Source organism: Polynucleobacter sp. JS-JIR-II-c23, assembly GCF_035011225.1.
Lineage (GTDB): Bacteria > Pseudomonadota > Gammaproteobacteria > Burkholderiales > Burkholderiaceae > Polynucleobacter.
Genome location: NZ_JAYGQT010000001.1, coordinates 461,636 through 486,116, shown reverse-complemented (window position 1 = coordinate 486,116; position 24,481 = coordinate 461,636). Strand labels below are relative to the sequence as shown.

Genomic DNA, 24,481 nt, shown 5'->3' with positions numbered 1-24,481 from the left:
CGTTGTTCTGGCTCTACAAAACTACTTTACGAAAATCAGCCAATAATTGAGCAAGATAGGTGGTGAAATGGGTTGCCAACGCACCATCAATTACGCGATGATCTGCCGTCATTGATAGAGGGCATATTAGACGAGGTGCAAATTGGTCGCCATTCCAAACTGGCTTCATAGCAGACTTGTTTACTGCCAGAATGGCTACCTCAGGAGCATTAATGATGGGCGCACAATAAGTGCCGCCAATACCACCTAATGAAGAAATCGTGAAGCTTGCGCCCTGCATCTGATCTGGTTTTAAATTGCCTTCCCGAGCTAGCTTAGCTAGAGCAGCTGTTTCTTCCGCAATTTCCAAAATACCTTTTTGATCTACATTACGAATCACTGGTACCACCAAGCCCGCATCAGTATCTACTGCAAAACCAATATGGAAATATTTTTTGAGGATAAGATCTTCGCCGTCAAGGGAAGAATTGAATGTGGGATATTTTTTTAATGCGGCTACTGCAGCTTTAATTAAGAACGCCAATAGCGTGATCCTGACCCCATCTTTTTTAGAGTCTGAGTTAAGGCGAGTACGAAATGCCTCCAAATCAGTGATATCAGCGTCATCGTGATACGTCACCGCCGGAATCATGACCCAGTTTCGGGCTAGATTTGCTGCAGAAACCTTTTGAATACGTGTCCGTGGCTGGCGCTCAATCTCACCAAACTTAGCAAAGTCTACTTTAGGCCACGGCAGAATATCAAAGCCCAAACTCCCGGAGTTAGGACGCTCAGATACTAAGACCATAGATGTCATCGTGCTCTTAATGAATTGCTGAATATCTTCTTTGGTAATCCGACCCTTTAAGCCAGTTCCAGAAACTTTTTGAATATCAACACCAAATTCGCGAGCAAATTTTCGCGCAGAAGGACTTGCCCAGGTTTTACGTCCGTCAAGATTTTGTTTTACATCCAGACGAGGAATGGCCTCCGATGACTTTATTACAGGTGCCTCAATGGCTTTAGCCTTATTGATGATCTCTATTGTGGTCGATTCAATTTTTTGAACATCGCCCGCTACATCCGCTTTTTCTTCAGCTTCCTCAAGAATAATTACTGGACCCCCTTGAGAAAGCAGATCCCCTATCTTGACTTTGATTTCCTTAACAATGCCGGCATGAGAAGAAGGCACATCCATGGTGGCCTTATCAGACTCCAGCGTGAGAATGGATTGCTCCTTCTGAACTTGATCGCCAACCCGCACCAAGACCTCAATCACGGGAATATTTTGATAGTCCCCGATATCAGGAACAACAACCTCAATAGCCAAAGCCCTCCCCCAAAAAGCATCAAAAGTAAACATGGAAGTTATTTTGGAATAATCCCACCAAAATAGGATGCTAATTATTGGCTTAAAATCTTAATTTTCAGCATAATATGCTGATACATATCAATATTAAGGAATTTTATGAAACTAGATACGATAGATATCAGAATATTGAATGAATTGCAAAACGACAGCTCTCACAGCAATGTAGAGCTGGCTAAGCGGGTTCACCTGTCACCCTCCCCCTGCCTGATGCGGGTCAAGGCCCTAAAAGATAAGGGGGTTATCAGGAACTATGTAGCCCTGGCAGACCCAAAAGTTCTCGGACTTGGTCTGAATGTTTTTATCTCCATCAGCCTGAAGGAGCAATCCAAAGAGGCTTTAGCCGAATTTGAGAAGCGTATTTCCGAACATGATGAGGTCATGGAATGCTACCTCATGACCGGAGATAGCGACTATCTCATCCGCGTCGCAGTTGCTGATATGGATGCCCTCGAAAAATTTATTTTGGAACAACTAACACCCATTGCCGGCATTGAAAAAATTCGCTCGAGCTTTGCCCTGAAACAAGTGCGGTATAAAACCGCTTTACCACTCCCTAAGTAAGTTGAGTGCAAAACTCGTTATTCCATTTAGCGTAGACTTGCAATATTCAATTTAGAGACAAAATTTAGAAAGATACCTATGAGCCAAAATAATAAAGTAGCCCTCGTTACCGGAGCGGGCATCGGAATCGGAAGAGCAGCTGCTAAAGCTCTTCTCAGAGGTGGTTACCAGGTAGTGCTCACTGGGCGCAATCTCGATAAGCTGCAAAAAGCTATTAGCGATATTGGCGGCACATCAGAGAACTGCCTAGCGGTTGCCTGCGATGTAGGTAAACCAGAACAGGTGAAAAAACTCTTTACGGCACTCAAAGAAAAGTTTGGTCGTATAGATGTACTTTTTAATAATGCCGGTATTGGTGCCCCTGCTATTCCGATGGAAGATTTGACTTACGAGCAGTGGATGAATGTAGTCAATGCCAATCTTTGTGGTGTATTCTTATGCTCGCAAGAAGCAATTCGTATGATGAAATCTCAGTCCCCACAAGGTGGCAGAATTATTAATAATGGTTCAATCTCTGCCCATGCTCCCAGACCAATGTCAGCACCTTACACAGCAACCAAACATGCGATCAGCGGCCTAACCAAAACCATCGCACTCGATGGACGTCCTTTTAATATTGCTTGTGGACAAATTGATATTGGAAACGCAGCCACTGAAATGACCGAAAGAATGGCTGCTGGCATCATTCAGGCAGATCAATCTATTAAGATTGAGCCACGCATGGATGTTGATCATGTTGGCCAAGCAGTGTTACATATGGCTCAACTGCCATTGGAGAGCAATATTCTCAATATGACCATCATGGCTACGAATATGCCTTTTGTTGGTAGAGGTTAAGCAAATGCCCTTTTGAATTATGCATTTAATTGATAGATCAAAATAAAATTGTTTAATCCTCCATTTCGCCCTCATCAATTAATACCGATCTTAAGTCTTGTATTTTTTGCTTCACTATTACTTTATGCGCATAAATTTAAACCTGAGGGGCGCATAAATGCTACTTGGCAAACTGCAGTAAATGAAACAATAGAGGAAGAATTTTGCGCGAATGTTAAAAAAGATCTTAATGCCTGGGATGTATCAGAAAACGTCGTTTACAGAAAAAGCTTTGAAACACAGTTAAAAACTACGATATCAAATATAAAAGCAAGTCTAGGCTATTTTCCGAAATTATTTACCGTGCCCCCAGAATTTCCAATTAAATATTACTTTGATGAAAGCAATACTCTTTCCTGCGATGGCGCAACTGCAAAGTGGTTAATACTGGTTCCCCAAACATAGATGACATAAGGACCCCTTTTGTTCACATCATTCTTCAGGGCCATTCCTTAAAGTAATACTCAAAAAAATACCCGACTTCGTAGACGGGTATAAATTTGAAACTAGCTGGAGACTATGCCTCTATTGTGCCCTAATATCCCAAAAAGATAAAAACAAATTATTTCCCCCGCAAACCAAGATTATTCCGAGCATTAGCTTAAGTTTAGGTTCTCTGATTATGAGAGCAGACTGGCGTTACTTAAAGTAACGCTCAAATGACAAAACCCCCACCATTTCTGATGAGGGTTTTAGGTTAAAGCTTAGCTTACTTAATTACTGCGGATGAAACTAGCTGCTTAATCATGCGACGGTAATAAGGACGAATAGGACCTGGAACTTGGCTCATGACCACTACGGCTAATTGCTCTTTTGGATCAATCCAGAAGAAAGTGCCTGCCGCTCCAGCCCACATGTATTCACCAGGAGAGCCATCAACCGATGCCAGACCCTGTCCTTGGCGAACCATAAAGCCCAGACCAAAGGTGTAGCCATCAACACCCATCAGCAATTGACCAGGCGAAAGCGGAACGGTTGTTCTATTACCCAGCATATCTGATGCCATCAAATTAACAGTCATGGGCGACAAAATTCTTTGACCATTTAATTCGCCGCCGTTAAGCATCATGCTGGCAAAATTCATGTAGTCGCCTGCAGTACCCGCTGCTCCTGCGCCACCAGAGTCGTTGCTTGGTTTGATGGTGACATCCAACAATTTAATTGGAGCCTTATTAAATGGGTCCGTAGCAAAAGGCTCAGCAATACGTGACTTCTTATCCGTAGGGACAGAAAATGCAGTGTCCTTCATCTGCAAAGGTGTAAATACACGATCCTGTAAAAAATCACCTAAACGCTTTCCAGAAACAACCTCAACCACACGACCCAATAAGTCCACCGACATGCCATATTCCCAATTAGTACCAGGCTGCGTACTTAAAGGCGCCTTTGCAATACCCGCAATCATTTCCTGTGGGGTTACACGACGTTGATCATAGTCAGTACCGCCTGCCACATAAAGACCAGCATCCGTATATGCCTTCTTGATATTGGGATTGGAAGTAATTTCTGGGTAGCCAATTCCTGATGTGTGGCGCAATAGATCCTGTACGGTGATTGGCTTTGCTGCAGGCACTAAGGAGTATTCCATATTGCCACCACTATCTTTTGTTCCTACGCTAACTTGCATATTGGCAAACTCAGGCATGAACTTAGAGATTGGATCGGCCAACTGCATCTTGCCTTCCTCTACCAAGATCATAGCGGCAACTGAAGCAAGCGGCTTAGTCATTGAGTAAATTCGGAAAATTGAATCCTTACTCATTGCCTTATTGGCGCTTTTATCTTGATACCCCACAACCTCGGAGTAAACCAACTTCCCCTTGCGATTGATCATCACGACTGCACCTGGAATATTGCCCTTATCGACTTCAGCCTGCAAAGAGGCCTTCACATTTTTTAATCTCGCAGATGACATACCAACATCCTCAGGCTTTGCTGTTGGAATGTTTTGTGCAATCGCTAAGTTGCTGATGAAAAAGCTTGCTGCAAGTAACTTATTAATAAGATTTTTTTGATATCGCATGTCGGTCTCCTTGTTGTATTAATTTCGAACAAGAATAGCATGTAGTATTTTTCAACCTCAGCATAAATTTAATGCAGCGCACAAAAATATCCGGTTACCAATTCAATGGATAAACTAGTACTAACCCCAAACCCTCTGACGTGCTATATCGTAATAACGCGAAGAAAAAATATAAGGATGTTTCAGATATAGGAACCATTCAATTAAGTTAAAACTAAAAAAGGAGATTTAATGAAGATCAATGTTTATGCGGCACGTTTATTCATATTAATGGCGAGCACATTTATTACATATTCCGCATTTTCCCAAAGCCACCCAATCACACCTCTTTCAGATTCAGCTCTAAAAGCACCTCTCATCATTAATAAGCAGGGAAGTTTCTTTGTTGGGGGTCAAGACGTCACATCCGACACCCTATCAACCATGCCAGCCTTTGGCTCTGAAGGTACGATCACTTTAGATCAGATGTATGTGGCTTATCAAATTCCTGTTAAAGCCAAGTCGACCTCCGTCGTCCTAATACATGGTTGCTGCCTAACGGGCAAGACCTGGGAATCAACTCCAGATAATCGCATGGGATGGAACGAATACTTTGTCCGGAGGGGCTTTCCAACTTATGTCATTGATCAAGTTGGACGTGGCCGCTCTGCAGTCAATGCGGCCTCTCAAATAAATGCGGTTAAAACCAATCAAGTTCCGCCTGAAAAATTACCGACTGTAATTGCCGCTAGCCATGAGGGCGCCTGGCAAATCTTTCGCTTTGGCGCTGAATATCCAAAGACGTTTGAGAATCAAAGATTTCCAATTGCCGCCCAACAGGGCCTTTGGCAACAGATGGTAGCCGACTGGTACTATGGAATGGGAGATCCCAATGCAACTCCAATAGCATTGTCAACGCTATCGAAAGAGCTCAAAAAAACTGTATTAATCAGCCATTCACAATCTGGCATTTTCCCATTTAATTCCGCAAAAATTAGTAACGATGGTATTGCCGGAATTATTTCAATTGAGCCGGCAGCATGCCCCTCAGCAGATTCTGATCTGACACCTTACTTAAGAATACCTTCGCTGATCATGTTTGGTGATTTTGTTGAACTATCAACTAGATGGGCTCCACGACTAAAAGCCTGCCGAGAGTTTGTTGCTAAAGTCAATGCGCAAGGCGGCAAAGTTGAATTACTCGTTCTGCCCGAAATTGGCATAAAAGGAAATACGCATATGTTGATGCAAGATAACAATTCAATTGAGCTTGCAGCATTACTTAGCACCTGGATTGAAAAACATATTACTTCAAAGAATCAGTAAATTTAGATTGGTACAGGAGACAAATATGAACCCAAAGCGTCGCAGCATCCTGCAAAATATTTTAGGCATTGCCTCTGCACCCCTATTGCTCAATCCAATCGATTCATTTGGACAGCAAGGACTTGGCCCCATAGATGGGTATGACTTGATAATTACTGGCGGTAGAGTTATTGATCCCTCCCAAAAATTTGACCAAATTGCCGATATTGGAATACGCAATCAAAAAATTGTTGAGATCAAACCTCAGCTGACTAAAAAATCGGCGCAAACCATCAATGCAAGCGGCAAAATTATCACGCCAGGACTAATTGACCTTCATGCACATTGCTATCCTCAGGCATCCGCAATAGGATTGCCGGCAGATGAGTTGGTTTACCTAACTGGGACAACGACCTTTGTAGACGCAGGTGATGCAGGTGCGAATAATTTTTCAGCCTTTAAACATTACATTGCAGCTCAGGCAAGAAGTCGCATGTACGCCTTTCTTCACATCTCATCCATTGGACTTGCAGGATTTCCAGTTGGTGAAATGAAGAATCTTGAATATGCAAATATTGATCTAGCCGCTCGAACACTCAACGAAAATTCTGACATTCTTTTGGGAATCAAAGTTAGAGAATCACTTGATGTGGTTGGAGAGAATGGCATTGAACCTCTTCGAAGAGCCGTTCTTGCTGCAGAGCGCTCTGGAGTCAAAGGAGCCAGGGTCATGTGTCATATTGGCAATGCGCCTGGTGATTTAAGTGTCCTACTTGATACTCTGAGACCCGGGGATGTCTTGACACACGCCTACAGTGGCGCCGGTAATAATACGGTACAAAACGGCAAGCTCATTGCCGCAGCATTAGAAGCTAAGAAGCGAGGCGTTATTATTGATGTTGGTCATGGTGGCGGAAGCTTTGATTTCACTGTCGCTGAGCCAGCAATACAGCAAGGTTTAATTCCAAACACTATTTCAAGTGATCTTCATGCTTATAGCGGTAACTCCCCTAGCATCCCCTACCTTCCAAATGTAATGAGTAAGTTTTTGACTCTTGGGTTTACCGTCAATGAAGTGATTGCTATGACAACAAGTCACCCTGGGAAAATTATCAATCGAGATCCATTATTGGGAACACTTAAAAATGGAGCAAGTGCTGATATTACGATATTTGACTTGATTGAAAAACCAACAGAATGGCTAGACACTAAAGGCAATAAACGCCCTGGTCAAATGGCCTTTGTACCATTTCAGACTATTCGAGGGGGAGTTCCTTACGGCAGACCTTTCCCATCCCCATTTAGCTACTCTTAGGCTGGAAAACAATTTAGTTACTAAATTACAGTAGCACCTAAAGTAATGCTCAAAAAAATACCAACCCGAAGGTTGGTATTTTCCTTTCTGGTGGGCCCACCAGGACTTGAACCTGGGACCAAGAGATAATTAAACTCCTAGCGCTCTTCCATCACTACGTGGATCATGCGCCCCTGTAATCTTCTTGGCTTGATAGTCAATCACTATCGCACCTGGATGCCCAGCAAGCGGACTCTGCGCTGCAATCTCACTCATCTCATGACCTCTTTTTCCTAGCTCCACGAACACTTCTTGCCCAGCATCTTTTTCAAGCTTTAAAGAATCTCTAGTATCTGAGAAAGTTTTTCCCAACAAGAATCGAGGTTTAGCTAAAGCTGTTAGTGGATCCATCTTGTAATCGATCAAGCGAGTAAGTACAGCTGCTAATGTCTGCGGTTGACCATCTGCCCCTTGAGTGCCATAAAGAATCACTGGCTTTCCATCCTTGATATACATGCCCGGGTTTAATGTATGGAATGGACGCTTTCCAGACTCAAGACGATTCGGTGACTTTGGATCCAAGTTAAAAGAGGCTCCACGATTGTGCCAAAGCATTCCGGTATCGCCAACTTGCACCCCGCTACCCCAGTCAAAATAAACAGTGGTTAGCATGGAAGCACAGTTACCCTTACTATCTACTGCTGCCAAAAATACCGTATCGCCGTTTTTATAAACATATGGCCAGGGCATGGCAGCTTCCATTTGAATCTTCTTGGCTTGCTGATCTAGGTAAGCATCAGATAGCAGCCTTTGAGCTGGAACGTCTACGAATTTTGGATCAGCTACATATTTATTGCGATCGATGAATGCCAGCTTCACCGCTTCTACTAATAAGTGATAGTAATCTGGGCTTCCCTCAGGAATTTTTGAAAGATCAAATCGCTCTAAAATTCCCATAATCTCTAGAGTAGTAATTGCCTGAGTTGGAGGTTGATTACCCAATAGAGTTCCGCCACGATACGCAACACTTAAAGGTGGCTCTATTTGGGCCTGAGTTAATGCAAGGTCTTTTGCCGTTAATGGTGACCCAGCATCTTTTAAACCCTTAGCCAAAATAGCGGCTAGCTTTCCTTCATAAAAATCACGATGACCACGCTCAGCAATCATTTCAATGGTCTTAGCAAGTTTGGGCTGCTTAAATATTTGACCGACCGTTGGTACTTTTCCATCAATCAAGTATCCAGACTCAACTCCAGGCAATGATCCCATTTCTTTTAGACGAAAATTGAGCCAGAAGACTTCTGATGCAGAAACGGGAAAACCGTCTTTCGCTAGCCTAATAGCGGGTGATAGTAATGAAGCCCAAGATTTTTGACCCTTAAGATCTTTTTTGCTAATCTCATAAGCCTTACCTAAGGTGTCGACATAAGCAGCGCTTGTTAGCATGGATTTCGGACCACGAACCGGGATACTTGCCGAGTAAGAGCTGATATCTTGTGGCGCCTGTCCAATTCCTGAAATGGTTTGAGCCTTTCCATTGGCATCACTAATGATCATGAATGCATCACCACCATATCCTGAAAAATGTGGGTATGTAACTGACAGACAGGATGAAATAGCTATAACTGCTTCAATAGCATTTCCACCTGATTGCAGCACCTTCAGGCCAGCCTGAGTTGCTAATTCATGGGGACTGGTCACCATACCTTTGGACGAAACCGCGAGAGCAGGTCCAGAGACTGGTTGCGCAAATGCAAAGTCAGGAATCACTGGCGCTAAAGCAGCAGCACCAGCAGATTGCATAAAGCCACGTCGAGATATTGAAGAAAAATCAAATTGCTTTTTAGACATTACTTATCCCCTTTTTATATTTGTATAACTGCCTGCCAATCCTAGATCAAATTTACCAAAATTAGGTGCCTAGTAATGGTTATTACCCATAAAAAAATGCCAACCCGAAGGTTGGTATTTTCATTTCTGGTGGGCCCACCAGGACTTGAACCTGGGACCAAAGGATTCCGGTTTGTGTAATTTTCATTACTCCCTGGACTATGCCTTCACCATATGCTTGCGCACTTAGGTGGGTGCCGTCTAGTCTCTACACCTTCAACAGCACTTTCATACTGAAGCTTGGCTCGGCGTTAGCTTGTGCAGCTTTTGGCTACATTTAGCTTTCTCCGAATTTGACACCATCCCTTATGCAGTTTCCACGCATAAGGCACAACTTTCGCTATGAGTCCTCTGCTCTAACCAACTGAGCTATAGGCCCTTAATCGTTACATTTACTACACACCTTACTGCTGGTGTTTTTTACTTCAAAACCACACTAAAACCGCATTTACTACACACCTCGGTTTTTGCTTTGGTGTGTAAGCGGTGTGTAGTGAATTTAAACCGCCTAATTCACCACTAACCTCTTGAATACATTGAGGTCTTAACTTCAAGACCCCTAGGGCTTCTTTCTTATGAGTCCTCTGCTCTAACCAACTGAGCTATGGGCCCGTTAGTCTTGGATCAATCTTCCTCGAGGAAGGTCTTGAGTTTGTCGCTGCGGCTTGGATGGCGCATTTTTCTCAGGGCCTTAGCTTCGATCTGACGAATACGCTCACGTGTAACGTCAAACTGCTTACCTACCTCTTCGAGAGTGTGATCAGTGCTCATCTCAACACCAAAGCGCATACGCAATACTTTTGCTTCACGCGGCGTTAATGAATCGAGAACGTCTTTCACCACATCGCGCATAGAGTCATGTAATGCCGCTTCTGCTGGAGCCAAGGTATTGCCGTCTTCAATGAAGTCGCCCAAATGGGAATCTTCATCATCACCAATTGGTGTTTCCATGGAGATAGGCTCTTTAGCAATCTTCATGATCTTGCGAATCTTGTCTTCAGGAATCTCCATCTTCAACGCCAAAGTTGCAGCATCTGGCTCATGGCCAGTTTCTTGCAAGATCTGACGGCTGATACGGTTCATCTTGTTGATCGTCTCAATCATGTGAACAGGGATACGGATCGTACGAGCCTGGTCAGCAATCGAACGAGTAATCGCCTGACGAATCCACCATGTTGCATAGGTAGAGAACTTATAACCACGACGGTATTCAAACTTATCTACCGCTTTCATCAAACCAATGTTGCCCTCTTGAATCAAGTCCAAGAACTGCAAGCCACGGTTAGTGTATTTCTTAGCAATCGAGATTACCAAACGTAAGTTGGCTACTGTCATCTCACGTTTCGCTTCGCGGGCACGCTTCTCGCCGGCGATCATTTGCTTGTTTACTTCTTTTAATTCTGGAAGTGGAATAACGACATTCTTCTGAATATCAATCAACTTCTGCTGAAGTTCTTGAATCGCAGGAACATTACGTTGCAAGAGTGCGCTATAAGGCTTGTTCTCTTTAAGTAACTTCTCAGTCCAAGTCAAATTCATAGACATTTTAGGGAAGTCTTTTAATACTTCGCTACGATTAACGCCGACTTTGTCTACCAACAAGCTAACGATGCCACGCTCAAGTTTCCATACTTGGTCTACTTGGGAGCGCATGGTGTCGCATAACTTCTCAACACTCTTTGCTGTCAAACGGAAACCCAGTAATTCAGCGCGAATGGCTTCTTGTGCCTTCAGATACGCAGGACAGTTATAGCCATCCTTATCAAACGCACGGCGCATCTTGTCAGCTTGTGTGCGAACGATCGCAAACTTCTCTAAAGAAATCTGCTTTAACTCTTCTAATTGCTTAGCATTCGCTGTTGCAGCACCGCCGCCACCGCCGCCACCTTCTTCATCGCCGCCTTCTTCATCGCCTTCTTCGGCATCTGGATCAACTTCTGGCTCTTCAGGTCCAAGCTTAATATCTTCTGCGTTTGGATCAACCAAACCATCAACAAACTGGTCAATCTCCATCTCGCCACTAGCAATCTTGTCAACGTTGCTAAGGATCTCAGCAATCGTTACAGGGCAAGCAGCCAAAGCCATCACCATGTCTTTAAGGCCGGCCTCGATCTTCTTCGCAATGACGATCTCGCCTTCGCGAGTCAGCAAATCCACTGTACCCATCTCACGCATATACATACGTACTGGATCGGTAGTGCGTCCGAATTCTGAATCAACTGTAGATAAAGCAGCTTCAGCTTTTTCTTCAGCCTCTTCTTCGGAAGCCGCAGCTTCTGTGTTGTCAGACAGGATTAAAGTTTCAGCATCGGGTGCTTGTTCGTAAACAGTAATACCGATGTCGTTGAGCAAGCTGATCAAAGTCTCTAATGCGTCTGCATCAGACAACTCGTCAGACATCACGTCATTCATCTCGCCATGGGTTAAATAGCCCTTGGACATACCCATCTTGATCAAAGTCTTCAAACGAGCACGACGTAACTCTTGCTGCTCTTCAGTACCCAACTGCTGTGCTGCGAATTCTTTTAAGAGCGCCTTCTCCTTAGCTTTACGCTCACGCGCTTTTTGACGATCAGTTAAAACTGGCTCCGCATTTTCTGCAGGAGCATCCGCCTTGGCTTTACGGCCACGCTTCTTCTCTTCCTCAACTGCTGGCACTTCAACTTCAGCAACCTGGGCTTTTTTACCTTTAGTTTCTTTAGTTTCTTTTGTCTCTTTTGCTTCCTTAGCTTCCTTCACAGCCTTAGCTGGTTCAGCTTTAGGTGCAGGCGCAGCTTTACCCTTTTTAACTGGCTCAACTTTGACTTCTGCCTTTACAACCTTTACGGGGGCTTTAGCAACTGGCTTTGCTGGCGCTTTTGCTGCTGGCTTCGCAGCAGCTTTTGCTGGTTTAGCTGGAGCTTTAGCTGGCACTTTTGGAGCTGGCTTCGCAGCTGCCTTTACTGGCTTGGCAGGTGCTTTCGCTTTTGGGGCCGGCTTCGCAGGAGTCTTTACTTTAGTAGCCGGCTTAGCAGCAGCCTTTACTGGTTTAGCAGGCGCCTTCGCTTTTGGAGCTGGCTTAGCTGGAGCTTTAGCTTTAGAAACTGGTTTTGCGGCAGCCTTTACTGGCTTAGCCGGGGTTTTTGCTTTGGCAGCTGGTTTTGCAGCCGCTTTTACTGGTTTAGCTGGAGCTTTCGCTTTTGGAGCTGGTTTTTTGGTCTTAATATTCGGCATTTATTAGCACTTACTCACATTACTGTTGTTGATATCGACTGATGAAACACAGCCCCGTAGTAACTCACTTACCCACTTACCCCAAATTTCATCAAAATAAAGCGCAAGTGGCTGAATTAAATCGGTTTTTTCTTGGGAACAGAGGATTATAGTCGATTGCGACTTTTTTACCCCCGTAACACTTAAAGATATGGGGTAATTTCGGGGAATTTCTAGGGGTGCTTCAGTAAATTCTTAGGAGAATTTCAGCTTTTCGCCCAATTCCCGATAACGGGCCTTATCTTGTTCGGAAGCAGTGCTTCCAGAGATCTTTTGGGCAATTTCAGTCATTTCTTGCTTGAGATGGGTTAACTCCAGCTTTTTGAACGCCCCCTCAAGATCAGCAGCCGCACCCTCTAACTCCAAATCGGAGCCCATCACTCGATTTCTCAGGACCTCATAGAGAGGAGCTAACTCACTACGAGAGAGTTGATCTTGGAACATGGCAAATGCACCGGCACCCGCGATCGCTGGCTTATTGCCCTCACCTGGAATCAACTCAACCAAGTCACACTGTGACAAAAGGTCTTTCATCAAAGCGTGGGCTTTTTCGGATCTCTGCTCTGCTGCTTTTAATGCCAGTGCGCGCTTATTTTCATCCAATGCTTTTCCTAAATGCGGAAACTGAATGATGACTCGCAGCATTTGTTCAGCCAAATCCGTTGGCGCCTTGGGTGGCTCAATACTTTGAGTGGCTACTCGTTTTGCAGATCCTTTGGATGCCTGCCAAGGTGCGCCTTGACGATTGCCATTATTAGAAAAATTATTTTGGCTACTTTGGTTACCTTGGCCACCTTGATAGCGCGCCTGCGCTGGCTGATAAGTAGTTTGACGAACAGGCGCAGGTGCAACAGTTAAGCCGCAAAATGCCTCAAGCTCTGCAGGGGTTGTATTCGTTCGGATTGCCAACTCACGTAAGATTTGCGTACGCAAAGCAATAGGGGGCATCGAGAGTAATAGCGGTTTAGCAGCATGATGGGTATGGGCTCGACCTTCTGGAGTGGTTTGCTCATGACCTTCACTGACTACTTTAAAGAAGAAGCTAGAGATAGACATCGCTTCTTTTATGACCTTCTCAAAAGCAGGTGCTCCATAAGCACGCACATAACTATCGGGATCATGTTCTGTCGGCAAAAATAGAAAGCGAATTTCTTTATCGTCTGACATGAGTGGTAAGCATGCTTCAAGTGCACGCTGTGCCGCACGTTGACCAGCAGAGTCGCCATCAAATGAGAAAACCACTTTCTCGGTTTGTCTGAGTAGCATGCGTACATGGTTTGCCGTACAAGCCGTACCCAGTGTTGCAACTGCGTTGGGGAACCCCAATTGCGCTAAGGCAACAACATCCATATAACCTTCGCATACCAAAACATATTCTTGTGCACGAATCGCTTGTCTTGCTTCAAACAAGCCATAGAGCGTATTGCCTTTTGAGAACAATGGCGTCTCAGGAGAATTTAAATACTTTGGCTCACCTTGATCCAAAATCCGCCCACCAAAGCCAATGGTTTGACCTTTGGGATTACGAATAGGAAACATAATGCGGTCACGGAAACGGTCGTAGCGCTTTACATTCGCACCTTCGGACTGCTCACCCTGAATAAGCAAGCCGCCTTCCACCAAGGTCTTCGCTATCTCATCGTTGGAGTAAGCGCCAAACACCGCCTCAAGACCCTGCCAGCCGTCAGGCGCGTAACCCAAGGCATAACGCTTAGCAATCTCACCGGTAAGTCCGCGACCTTTTAAATACTCAACCGCCCTAGTGTTGCCCTTTAGTTGTTGGCGATACCAATCAGCAGCAGCACTCATCACCTCACTCAATGCCATTGCTTGCTGCTGTCTTGCTACATCATTCGCAGTGCGCTCCTCACGAGGCACATCCAAACCCGCAGAACGGGCAAGATCCTCGATCGCATCTACATATCCAAGTCCGGAATACTCCATTAAGAAGCTAATGGCAGAGCCATGAGCGCCACAACCAAAGCAGTGATAAAACTGTTTAGTAGGCGATACCGAAAATGAGGGGGATTTCTCTGAATGAAAGGGGCACAAACCCTGAAAGTTCGCGCCCGCTTTTTTTAGCTTAACGTGCTGCCCAACCACATCAACGATATCAACCCGATTTAAAAGATCGGCAATGAAGGATTGTGGGATGAGCGCCATGTAGCCAGTATGAAAGGATTTTGCTTTCTTGACTAGCTGCTGAGTTTACTTACTTTGCCAATGCGGCTTTTACCAAGCCAGATACTTTACCCATATCTGCTTTGCCAGCCAATTGACCTTTAAGTACGCCAATGACCTTACCCATATCCTGTGGGCCTGCAGCGCCAGTGGAAGCAACGGCAGCAGCTACTGCAGCCTCTACTTCAGCATCGGATAACTGCGCAGGCAAGTAGGTTTGCAAAATTACCATCTCGGCAGCTTCAATCGCAACTAAATCGTCGCGATTGGCTTTTTCAAACTGAGAGATTGAATCTTTGCGTTGCTTAATCATTTTTTCGACAGTCGCAATCACGCCAGCATCGTCAACCACAATGCGCTCATCGACTTCGCGTTGCTTAATCGCCGCCAACAAAAGACGAATCGTTCCAAGGCGCTCAACTTCTTTAGCGCGCATAGCGTTTTTCATATCTTCGGTGATTTGATCTTTTAGACTCATGGCTTTATTCCTGGTGTTGAATATAAAACGTCGAACATTTAATAATGGTGATTAAAAAGCAAAAACCCGCTGCGTTTCACCGTCAGCGGGTTTCAAAGCCTCTCGGTGAGGAGAGCTTTTAAATTCTATTAGTAAAGCTTCTTAGGCAACATTTGGCTGCGAATACGCTTGTAATGGCGTTTAGCAGCTGCAGCCTTCTTGCGCTTACGTTCAGCCGTTGGCTTCTCGTAGAACTCGCGTGCACGCAAGTCTGTCAAAAGGCCATTCTTTTCAATGGTGCGCTTGAAACGGCGCAATGCCACTTCAAATGGTTCGTTTTCGCGGAGGCGGACTGTAGTCATACTTATTTAACTCGTATATGCTCGATAGATATCGAAAAATTAACTGAATTGCGATTCTAGCACGGCTAAGTAAAAAAATGATTGTTTTAGGAATAGAAACTTCTTGTGACGAGACCGGGGTGGCTTTATACAACACCACGCCTTGGGAAGAGGGTAAACCGGCCTTCCAGGGCATACTGGGCCAGGGCTTGCACTCCCAAATCGCCATGCACCGGGACTATGGGGGCGTTGTCCCCGAATTAGCCTCCCGCGACCATATTCGCCGTGTTTTACCTCTTTTAGACCAATCCTTAGCCCAATCCGGCCTCAAATTAGCCGATATTGATGCCGTGGCATTCACCCAGGGACCCGGCCTGGCTGGCGCCCTCCTGGTAGGCAGCGCTTTTGCTAAATCCCTAGCCCAAGGTCTCAATTTACCCTCTATTGGGGTACACCACCTCGAAGGACACCTACTTTCCCCTCTTTTGGGTCAAACTAGCCCTCAATTCCCCTTTATTGCCCTACTGGTATCAGGTGGTCACACACAACTCATGAAGGTCTCCGGGATTGGTCAATACGAGCTGCTTGGCGAAACCTTAGATGACGCGGCGGGAGAGGCCTTTGATAAGACGGCCAAATTACTAGGCTTGGATTACCCGGGTGGCGCAGCCATTTCTAAATTGGCTGAGCAAGGTCGTCCAGGCATTTTTGATTTACCTAAACCCATGCTGCACTCTGGCGATTTAGATTTTTCTTTCTCGGGGTTAAAGACGGCCGTTCTCAATCAAGCGAAAAAGTTTACAGAAAAAAATATTACGAATCCTTCGGAGGTCGCACAATTTCATGCGGATCTTGCTAGAAGCTTTGTTGACTCCATCGTGGCAGTTCTTGTCAGCAAATCGGAGAAGGCTCTTAAACAATCAGCTTGCAAACATTTGGTGCTCGCAGGTGGTGTTGGTGCCAATTTACAACTGCGTGCTGCGCTCAATGACAAAGCGCAACGAAATAGCTTTGAGGTGCATTACCCACCACTTGAACTCTGCACAGATAACGGCGTGATGATTGCCTTTGCTGGAGCGCTACGTATGATCGAAAAAAATAATGGCTCCACAACATTTGGAGCCTTTGATATCAAACCCCGCTGGGATTTGCAAAGCAATAATCTGAAATAGATTTATTGCTTGTTATTTCTGATGACTGATTCTGGCGAATGCGCTGTGGTTGTGAATAGATTCAAAGTTCTCTGCCTCCACCACAAAAGAGCGAATACGCTGATCTGCCTTGAGATTGCCGGCCACATCACGCACTAAGTCTTCTACGAACTTCGGGTTGCTATAAGAATGCTCAGTCACCCATTTTTCGTCAGGGCGCTTGAGCAATCCCCATAACTCGCTAGAAGCTTCACTTTCAGCGGCGGCAACTAAATCTTCTACCGTCATCTGCGTTTTGGAATCTAACGCTACAGTCATAGTGACATGTGAGCGTTGATTATGCGCACCAAACTCAGAGATCTCTTTTGAGCAGGGGCATAAACTCATCACTGGAACTTGTGCACGTAAACCCAATTCAATATCAGCGCCGCCTGTTGCATTTTGCTTGGCTGTTGCCATCCAAGTCACTTCGTAATCCATCAAACTTTCTACACCAGAAACCGGTGCTGCTTTTTTAACGAAGTGCGTATAAGTAAATTGCACATGACCTTCTTTAGCATCGAGCAAAGGCAACATATCGCGTACTAAGGCAACAATGGTAGTGCTATCCACTGCCGCATCTTGTTTTTGGAGAAGCGCCATGAATCGAGACATGTGCGTACCCTTTACATGAGCAGGTAAAGCCACATCCATCTCAAAAGTTCCAACCGATGGAAAATTACCCGTCTTGCTGCGAATAGTCAGCGGGTGACGCACGCCACGAATACCAACTTGCTCAATAGGAAGTGCGCGCTCATCCAAGGTGGATTGCACGTCAGGCATAGCGCTGGCTTTCAGAAAGGCGGGATTCAAGTCATTCATAACTCTATTTTCAGGCAAAACGGGCTTATTTGCCTACCAGCGCTGAATTTACAGTCAATATTGCTGGAAAACGCTGTTTGATGGAGTTGGCAATACCCTCAACATCCAAGCCACACTTGGTCATCAGCAGACTGTAGTCACCATGCTCGATAAATTGATCGGGAAGACCTAATTGCAAGAGGGGTTTATGAATGCCGAGATTCGAGAGCGCTTCTAAACAAGCGCTACCAGCACCGCCAGCAATAGCCCCATCCTCAATCGTCACAAAATAATCATGATCGGCTGCTAACGATTGGATGAGATCCACATCGAGCGGCTTCACAAAGCGCATATTGGCCACCGTTGCATTAATCCCTTCGGCCACTTCGAGCGCTGGGTAGAGCAAGGTACCAAACGCCAATATCGCCAAGCGTTGACCAGCAGGCGCAGTGGATTTACGACGAATCTCACCTTTGCCAAATGGCAGAGTACGCAATTCTTTAGATGGGATAGTGCCAACACCTGCGCCACGCGGATAGCGCACCGCGCTTGGATGTGGCTGATGAAAGGCAGTCGTTAGCAAATCGCGGCATTCCGATTCATCTGCTGGCGTCATCACCAGCATATTCGGAATGCAGCGCAAGAATGGAATGTCATAAGCGCCTGCATGGGTGGCGCCATCAGCACCAACGAGACCAGCGCGATCCAATGCAAACAACACCGGCAAATCCTGTATCGCCACATCATGAATGAGTTGGTCATACGCGCGCTGCAAAAAAGTAGAGTAAATCGCTACTACTGGCTTCATACCTTCACATGCCATACCAGCTGCAAAAGTGACCGCGTGCTGCTCAGCAATACCCACGTCGTAGTAACGCTTAGGGAAACTCTTCTCAAACTCAACTAAGCCAGAACCCTCTCGCATTGCTGGAGTAATGCCAACCAACAAAGGATCTGCGTGCGCCATATCGCATAACCACTCACCAAATACCTGGGTAAATGTTTTCTTGCTAGCGGCAGATTTTTTAACTCCCTCTTCAGGATTAAATTTACTAGGGCCGTGATACAGCACAGGATCGGCCTCAGCTAACTCATAGCCCTGACCTTTTTTGGTAACCACATGCAAGAACTGCGGGCCACGACCTTCTAAAGCCAAGCGACGCACGTTCTGCAGCATCGGGATTAAGGCGTCTAAATCATGGCCATCAATCGGGCCGAAATAATTAAAGCCAAACTCTTGGAAGATTGTTGATGGAGAAACCATCCCTTTGGCGTGATCTTCAAGGCGTTTAGCAAACTCACGCAAAGGGGGTGCAATTGATAAAACACTGTCAATGCCTTTTTTCGTCGCCGAATAAATATTGCCGCTAAGCAATCTAGCCAAATGGCGATTAAGGGCGCCCACAGCAGGCGAGATCGACATGTCGTTGTCGTTCAAAATCACCACGAGCGGCAAATCGTCATACACGCCAGCATTATTCATGGCCTCAAAAGCCATACCGCCGGTCATCGCACTATCGCCAATCACTGCTACAGCCACATGTCGTTCACCCTTGGTTTGAAACGCACGTGCCATACCCATTGCTGCAGAAATACTCGTGGATGAATGACCAGTACCAAAAGCATCAAACTCACTTTCAGAGCGATGCGGAAAACCTGATAGTCCTTTGTACTGACGCAAGCTACCCATACGTACACGACGACCAGTCAGAATCTTGTGCGGGTAACTTTGATGGCCAACATCCCAAACGATACGATCGTCCGGGGTATCGAATACGTAGTGCAAGGCAATAGAGAGCTCCACCGTTCCCAGGTTGGACGAGAGATGGCCACCCGTCTTGGATACAGAATCCAAAACAAACTCGCGCAACTCATCAGCTAGAGCTGGTAGCTCTTCGCGGGAGAGTTTTTTGAGATCGTCGGGGGAGTTAATGGAATGTAAAGTCATTGAACCTAAATAATCTGTACTGATGAATTTCTCTTATTACTCTGATTGATCTCTTACTTGCCGCGATTGACAACCAAGAGAGCTAAATCTTTTAATGCTTGTGCAGCCGCACCAAAACTATCTAAGCTAGCGATTGCGGTTTCTTGTAACTCTTTAGCCTGCTTCTGTGCATAGTCTAAACCCATCAAGGTCACGTAGGTCGGCTTATTAGCAGCAGCGTCCTTGCCAGCTGTCTTACCCAAGGTGTGACTATCCGCAGTGGCGTCCAGCACGTCATCCACAATCTGAAACGCCAATCCTAGGGACTTTGAGTAATTTCCCAAATGCGCCATTTGCGTTGGATTTAGGTGGGCAGCAATACCGCCTAATTCCACAGCGCATGACAACAAAGCTCCTGTTTTCATAGCATGCATTTGTTTTAGGCCACTCAAGTCTAATTTCTTGCCAACACTTTCCAAATCAATTGCCTGACCACCCGCCATACCGCGTGAGCCAGAGGCAGCCGCTAATGCAGAAATCATGTTAAGGCGAACTTGCGTATCACCATTTGCATTAGCCACTATTTCAAAAGCGCGGGTTTGTAATGCATCACCAACCAGCAATGCTGTTGCTTCATCAAAAGCTTTGTGCACTGTCGGACGACCGCGACGTAAATCATCATCATCCATGCATGGCAAATCATCGTGCACCAATGAATAAGCATGAATACATTCAATTGCTACAGCCGCAGCATCCAATGATTCGCTACTTTCGGCATTATTGCCAAGTTGACCTGCGGCATAAACTAATAGGGGGCGAATACGCTTGCCGCCACCTTGCGCTGCGTAACGCATAGCCTCATGTAAACGATGCGGCGTAGTTTGCGCGGAATCGAGCAAGCGATCTAACGCCAACTCAGTTCGCTCAGAGTGAGATGCAATCCACTCCTGAAATTGAAAAGCAGCGCCCAATTAAGCCTCGAACACTCGAACTTGTTGCTCAACCTGGGCCAGCATTCCCTGACAATGTTTAAGCAAGGCTGCGCCACGTTGATAGGCCAACAAGGTTTCTTCTAGGGAAAATTTGCCAGATTCCATATCCGAAATGAGCTTTTCAAGCTCTTTAACGGCTTGCTCATAGCGCAAATCGGGGTCAATTTGGACCTCAAGACCGGGTTTTTGACTCTCTGACTTCTTGGCTGGCATAAGCTGGATTCCTTGGTATTTCCCACACAGATAGCCCTACATATTAAAGCGAGAAGCGGTTTGGATGGGTATAATCCACCCCTTCCTTTCCAATATCGATCCGTCGATGGTTGGATTGGTTATTCCGCTTAGCTTCGGCTGACGTTTTCGGGGGTGGGGAGAATGACTAATCTGGCTACCGCGCAGAAGCTTGCGCCGTCCAATTTGCAATTGCCGGTTTCGGCATATTTTGACGCTGACCTGTATCAGCGGGAAATTGAACTGCTTTTTAAGCAGGGGCCCGGCTATGTTGGTCACGAATTGATGGTGCCTGAAATGGGCTCCTATCAAACTTTAAGCGCAGAAAACGAAGGTCGTATCCTTGTTCGTAATGAGACTGGCGTAGAACTTCTTTCCAATGTTTGTCGCCATCGTCAAGCATTGATGCTCAATGGTCGCGGTAAAGCCGACAACATTGTTTGTCCATTACATCGCTGGACTTATGACTTAGGCGGCAATTTATTAGGCGCCCCTCACTTTGAAGATAAGCCTTGTTTAAATCTTGGTAAGTCCCCGCTACAAAATTGGCAAAGCTTGTTATTTGAAGGTCCACGCGATGTGCGCACCGATCTTGCCAAGCTGGGTGTTGCTGATGACCTCAAGTTTGAAGGTTACGTTCTTGACCATGTTGAAGTACATGAATGTAACTACAACTGGAAAACATTCATCGAGGTTTATCTCGAGGACTATCACGTTGTGCCATTTCATCCAGGTCTTGGAAAGTTTGTTTCTTGCGAAGATCTGCAATGGGAGTTTGGCGATTGGCATAGCGTTCAAACCGTAGGCATTCACAAAGATTTACAAATTCCAGGCTCACCAACCTATCGCAACTGGCATGAAGCTGTACTTCGCCAATTTGACGGTAAAGCCCCACGCCATGGTGCCATCTGGCTTACCTACTATCCCAATGTCATGGTGGAATGGTACCCAGGCGTTCTGTGTGTATCAACACTGCACCCAATGGGTCCTGGTAAAACGCGCAATATTGTCGAGTTCTACTATCCAGAAGAAATTGCTTTGTTTGAGCGTGAATTTGTGGAGGCAGAACGTGCCGCTTATATGGAAACTTGCATCGAGGATGATGAAATTGCTGAGCGTATGGATCAGGGACGAGCAGCCCTACTTGCCCGCGGCATTAATGAAGTAGGTCCATATCAAAGCCCAATGGAAGATGGCATGCAACATTTTCATGAGTGGTATCGCCGCGTCATGAACTTCGAAGGCGCATAATCAAAACAGACTTTACGGTTTTATTAATACCCTTTATTAATAACCCTCATCACTAAAAATAGGAAGCATCATGACTCCTCTAATCTCAGCTAACCAGTTAGAAGAAATCATTAATAGTGGTGAAAATGTATTGCTCTGTGACTGTCGCTTTGATTTAGTCGACCCACTGATCGGCAAAAAATCCTACGAAGAAAGTCATATTCCTGGTGCCATTTATGTAGACCTCGATAAAGATCTTTCAGGAAGCAAGACTGGCACGAACGGCAGACATCCCTTGCCCAGTCCAGAAGCCTGGGCTCAAACTAAAACGCGCTTGGGCATCAACCCCAATACCTTAGTAGTTGCCTATGACAAACAAGGCTCTGTGTATGCCAGCCGTTTGTGGTGGATGCTCAAGGCAACAGGGCACGCCAATGTTCGGGTGCTAGATGGCGGCTTAGATTCTTGGAATGGTCCTATGGGTTCTATTCCAAGAGCGCCTACCCCTTGCGCCGAAGCCATTGGAGTGATGCCTTATGCGGGGCTGGTTCTAGTTGATGAAGTGGTGGCTAATCTAGAGACAAAGAAAAACAAAATCATCGATGCACGAACTGAAGATCGCTTTCATGGTCAAAATGAAACACTGGATCCAGTTGGTGGACATATTCCGGGGGCGATGAATCGCTTCTTTAAAAATAATCTCAATGCGACTGCATTCAAAACTCCTGAGCAGTTATTCAAAGAATTTTCAGAATTCCTCGGGACTACTAAAGCCTCTGAAGTCATTCATCAGTGCGGATCTGGCGTCACTGCTTGCCATAATCTTCTGGGGATGGAGCTTGCTGGCTTTAAAGGCTCACGCCTGTATGCAGGTAGCTGGAGCGAATGGTGCGCAGACCCCAAAAGGCCTGTTGAACTGTAAAGCTTGTTAGTGCAATAGGGACAGTAGGATCACAAACCCTACGCCACAAGCAATCAAGACCGTCTGACGTAAAGACTCGACCCAGTGTGGGCGACGGTGCATTTGCGGGATGAGATCACTCACCGCAATATAAATAAAACTACTAGAAGCGACTACCAATAAATATGGCATCGCTGCATGCGCTTTTTCCAAGAAGAAATAAGCCAATACGCCACCCACTACTGCTGATAAACCGCAGATAAGGTTGTACAACAAGGCTCGTGTACGGGAAAAGCCAGCATTTAACAAGACAATGAAATCGCCGATCTCTTGCGGGATTTCATGGGCAATGATGGCAATGGCAGTGAAGATACCTACTTGATAGTCGGCCATAAAGGCTGCAGCAATCAAGATGCCATCTACGAAGTTATGAATGCCATCCCCAACCAAAATCATCCAGCCACTACGCCCAGCATTTTCCGCATCATGGCCATGGTGGTGGTGGTGACCATCACCTTCATGATGATGGTCGTGTCGCAGTAAAGCGATCTTCTCAAGCAAGAAGAAACCCAATAACCCAGCAAGCAAAGTAGCAAATAAGAACTGAGGTTTTGCACCTTCCATGCTAAATGCCTCAGGCAAGGAGTGGAGCAAAGCGGTTGCTAGCAAGATGCCAACCGATAGGCTCACCATATTGTTGACCATCTTGGAGAGCATGGCCAAAGAACAGCTTGCAGCCACCAAGACGCTAGCAGTTCCCGCTAACGCAGTCACCAGGAGGATGCTTTGTAAAACAGTCATCGAGCTTATGCCACTCCGTTTTTCTTAAACCAGGCTAGGCACTTTTCCCAACCATCTTTCGCAGGACCTTCACGATAGCTAGCTCGGTAATCAGCATGGAATGCATGGGGGGTATCTGGATAAACCACAAATTCACAAGCCTTGGCAACAGGATTCCTAGGAGCGGCCTGCGCCAAAGCTGCGCGCATTTGATCAATACTTTCCAAAGAAATCCCGGTATCCGCGGCGCCATACAAGCCGAGCACTGGCGCTTTTAAATCAGCAGCAATATCTATAGGATGGCGAGGATTGCCCTCAGTCTTCTCGCCGATGAGACGACCGTACCATGCTACACCGGCACGCACCTGCGGCAAGGTTGCGGACAACCAAGTAATACGACCACCCCAACAGAAGCCAGTAACACCGACGCGTTTTAAGTCACCGCCATTTTTGCCAGCCCACACTAAAGCAGCTTGTAGATCGTTCAAGACTTGAGCATCCGGAGTCTTGGCCACAATATTAGTCATAATTTCAGCAATAGTGCCGTAAGTATTAGGGTCGCCTGCGCGCGTAAAAAACTCTGGGGCAATCGCAAGATATCCCAACTTCGCAAAACGTCTGGTGACATCAGCAATGTATTCATGCACACCAAAAATCTCGCTCGCCACAATAATGATGGGCAAAGAGCCTTTAGCCTTTTCAGGTCGAGAGACATACGCTGGCAACTGAAAGCTGACTACGGGGATCATCTGCTCGCCAGCTTTGATGCCTTTGAAATCGGTTTCAATAGCCGCAGCCATCACAGGCTCAGAGGCCCCCACAAATCCAACCCCAATAGCAGTCGCGCCAATTGCAGATGTTTTCATAAAATTGCGTCGACTATTTTGAATGTCTTTACTCATTACCTTGTCTCCTGGCT

At 45.8% G+C, this 24,481-nt stretch carries 21 protein-coding genes and 1 tRNA gene; 8 read left to right on the top strand and 14 right to left on the bottom strand.

Annotation, left to right across the window (positions count from 1 at the left end; genetic code table 11):
* Positions 1–13 precede the first annotated feature (13 nt).
* A complete protein-coding gene (gene aceF, locus VC159_RS02545) occupies positions 14–1,342 on the bottom strand; it encodes a dihydrolipoyllysine-residue acetyltransferase (RefSeq protein ID WP_323472618.1) in 1,329 nt (442 codons plus the stop codon).
* 105 nt (positions 1,343–1,447) lie between these two features.
* Here aceF and VC159_RS02540 point away from each other — a divergent pair, with 105 nt between their 5' ends.
* From VC159_RS02540 to VC159_RS02530, 3 genes are all read left to right on the top strand, one after another.
* Positions 1,448–1,912: an Lrp/AsnC family transcriptional regulator gene (locus VC159_RS02540; RefSeq protein WP_215303349.1), complete on the top strand. Its 465-nt coding sequence runs from the start codon at positions 1,448–1,450 to the stop codon at positions 1,910–1,912.
* Between the two features lie 78 nt (positions 1,913–1,990).
* Positions 1,991–2,749 carry an SDR family oxidoreductase gene (locus VC159_RS02535; RefSeq protein ID WP_215303351.1) on the top strand — a complete coding sequence of 253 codons (759 nt, stop codon included), beginning with the start codon at positions 1,991–1,993 and terminating at the stop codon, positions 2,747–2,749.
* 48 nt (positions 2,750–2,797) lie between these two features.
* On the top strand, positions 2,798–3,193 hold the full coding sequence (locus VC159_RS02530; protein ID WP_215303353.1) for a hypothetical protein: 396 nt from the start codon (positions 2,798–2,800) through the stop codon (positions 3,191–3,193).
* A gap of 304 nt (positions 3,194–3,497) precedes the next feature.
* Here the strand turns inward: VC159_RS02530 and VC159_RS02525 are convergent, their stop codons facing one another.
* Positions 3,498–4,811, bottom strand: coding sequence for a serine hydrolase domain-containing protein (locus VC159_RS02525; protein ID WP_323472617.1), 1,314 nt, complete (start codon positions 4,809–4,811; stop codon positions 3,498–3,500).
* A gap of 231 nt (positions 4,812–5,042) precedes the next feature.
* On the opposite strand from VC159_RS02525, the gene VC159_RS02520 reads away from it, so the two are divergent.
* Both VC159_RS02520 and VC159_RS02515 read left to right on the top strand, forming a co-directional pair.
* Positions 5,043–6,116: an esterase gene (locus tag VC159_RS02520; RefSeq protein WP_323472616.1), complete on the top strand. Its 1,074-nt coding sequence runs from the start codon at positions 5,043–5,045 to the stop codon at positions 6,114–6,116.
* A gap of 25 nt (positions 6,117–6,141) precedes the next feature.
* Complete coding sequence (locus VC159_RS02515; protein ID WP_323472615.1) at positions 6,142–7,410, top strand: amidohydrolase/deacetylase family metallohydrolase; 1,269 nt, start codon at positions 6,142–6,144, stop codon at positions 7,408–7,410.
* Between the two features lie 88 nt (positions 7,411–7,498).
* On the opposite strand, the gene VC159_RS02510 is transcribed toward VC159_RS02515, so the two are convergent.
* From VC159_RS02510 to rpsU, 6 genes are all read right to left on the bottom strand, one after another.
* Positions 7,499–7,583: transfer RNA gene (locus VC159_RS02510), tRNA-Ile, on the bottom strand.
* Positions 7,540–9,093 (bottom strand): gamma-glutamyltransferase, encoded by a 1,554-nt coding sequence (ggt, locus tag VC159_RS02505; protein WP_323473551.1) that lies wholly within the window; start codon positions 9,091–9,093, stop codon positions 7,540–7,542. The genes VC159_RS02510 and ggt overlap by 44 nt, the downstream gene beginning before the upstream one ends.
* Before the next feature lie 810 nt (positions 9,094–9,903).
* Positions 9,904–12,492 carry an RNA polymerase sigma factor RpoD gene (gene rpoD / locus VC159_RS02500; RefSeq protein WP_323472614.1) on the bottom strand — a complete coding sequence of 863 codons (2,589 nt, stop codon included), beginning with the start codon at positions 12,490–12,492 and terminating at the stop codon, positions 9,904–9,906.
* Between the two features lie 234 nt (positions 12,493–12,726).
* The gene (gene dnaG / locus VC159_RS02495) at positions 12,727–14,694 is read right to left on the bottom strand and encodes a DNA primase (RefSeq protein ID WP_323472613.1); all 1,968 of its coding nucleotides are present in this window, start codon (positions 14,692–14,694) and stop codon (positions 12,727–12,729) included.
* 49 nt (positions 14,695–14,743) lie between these two features.
* Positions 14,744–15,190, bottom strand: a complete 447-nt coding sequence (locus tag VC159_RS02490; protein WP_215358464.1) for a GatB/YqeY domain-containing protein — start codon at positions 15,188–15,190, stop codon at positions 14,744–14,746.
* A gap of 128 nt (positions 15,191–15,318) precedes the next feature.
* The gene (rpsU, locus tag VC159_RS02485) at positions 15,319–15,531 is read right to left on the bottom strand and encodes a 30S ribosomal protein S21 (protein ID WP_011903537.1); all 213 of its coding nucleotides are present in this window, start codon (positions 15,529–15,531) and stop codon (positions 15,319–15,321) included.
* A 77-nt stretch (positions 15,532–15,608) separates the two neighbouring features.
* Here rpsU and tsaD point away from each other — a divergent pair, with 77 nt between their 5' ends.
* Positions 15,609–16,682 (top strand): tRNA (adenosine(37)-N6)-threonylcarbamoyltransferase complex transferase subunit TsaD, encoded by a 1,074-nt coding sequence (gene tsaD / locus VC159_RS02480; protein WP_323472612.1) that lies wholly within the window; start codon positions 15,609–15,611, stop codon positions 16,680–16,682.
* 12 nt (positions 16,683–16,694) lie between these two features.
* On the opposite strand, the gene folE2 is transcribed toward tsaD, so the two are convergent.
* From folE2 to xseB, 4 genes are read right to left on the bottom strand one after another with little or no spacing between them, the layout of a single operon-like run.
* Positions 16,695–17,522 carry a GTP cyclohydrolase FolE2 gene (gene folE2 / locus VC159_RS02475; RefSeq protein WP_323472611.1) on the bottom strand — a complete coding sequence of 276 codons (828 nt, stop codon included), beginning with the start codon at positions 17,520–17,522 and terminating at the stop codon, positions 16,695–16,697.
* Positions 17,523–17,547: 25 nt separating this feature from the next.
* A complete protein-coding gene (gene dxs / locus VC159_RS02470) occupies positions 17,548–19,449 on the bottom strand; it encodes a 1-deoxy-D-xylulose-5-phosphate synthase (protein ID WP_323472610.1) in 1,902 nt (633 codons plus the stop codon).
* A gap of 53 nt (positions 19,450–19,502) precedes the next feature.
* On the bottom strand, positions 19,503–20,399 hold the full coding sequence (locus VC159_RS02465; protein WP_323472609.1) for a farnesyl diphosphate synthase: 897 nt from the start codon (positions 20,397–20,399) through the stop codon (positions 19,503–19,505).
* Positions 20,400–20,633 carry an exodeoxyribonuclease VII small subunit gene (xseB, locus tag VC159_RS02460; protein ID WP_072582862.1) on the bottom strand — a complete coding sequence of 78 codons (234 nt, stop codon included), beginning with the start codon at positions 20,631–20,633 and terminating at the stop codon, positions 20,400–20,402.
* Positions 20,634–20,795: 162 nt separating this feature from the next.
* Between xseB and VC159_RS02455 the strand changes: the two genes are divergently transcribed.
* Both VC159_RS02455 and VC159_RS02450 read left to right on the top strand, forming a co-directional pair.
* Entirely contained in the window at positions 20,796–21,902 is a 1,107-nt protein-coding gene (locus VC159_RS02455; RefSeq protein ID WP_323472608.1) for an aromatic ring-hydroxylating dioxygenase subunit alpha, read from the top strand.
* A gap of 70 nt (positions 21,903–21,972) precedes the next feature.
* A complete protein-coding gene (locus VC159_RS02450; RefSeq protein ID WP_323472607.1) occupies positions 21,973–22,803 on the top strand; it encodes a sulfurtransferase in 831 nt (276 codons plus the stop codon).
* Positions 22,804–22,809: 6 nt separating this feature from the next.
* Here VC159_RS02450 and VC159_RS02445 read toward each other — a convergent pair whose 3' ends face one another.
* The gene (locus VC159_RS02445) at positions 22,810–23,592 is read right to left on the bottom strand and encodes a ZIP family metal transporter (protein WP_416350439.1); all 783 of its coding nucleotides are present in this window, start codon (positions 23,590–23,592) and stop codon (positions 22,810–22,812) included.
* Positions 23,589–24,464, bottom strand: a complete 876-nt coding sequence (locus VC159_RS02440) for a dienelactone hydrolase family protein (RefSeq protein WP_323472605.1) — start codon at positions 24,462–24,464, stop codon at positions 23,589–23,591. Before VC159_RS02440 ends, VC159_RS02445 begins: the two co-directional genes overlap by 4 nt.
* Positions 24,465–24,481: the final 17 nt, after the last annotated feature.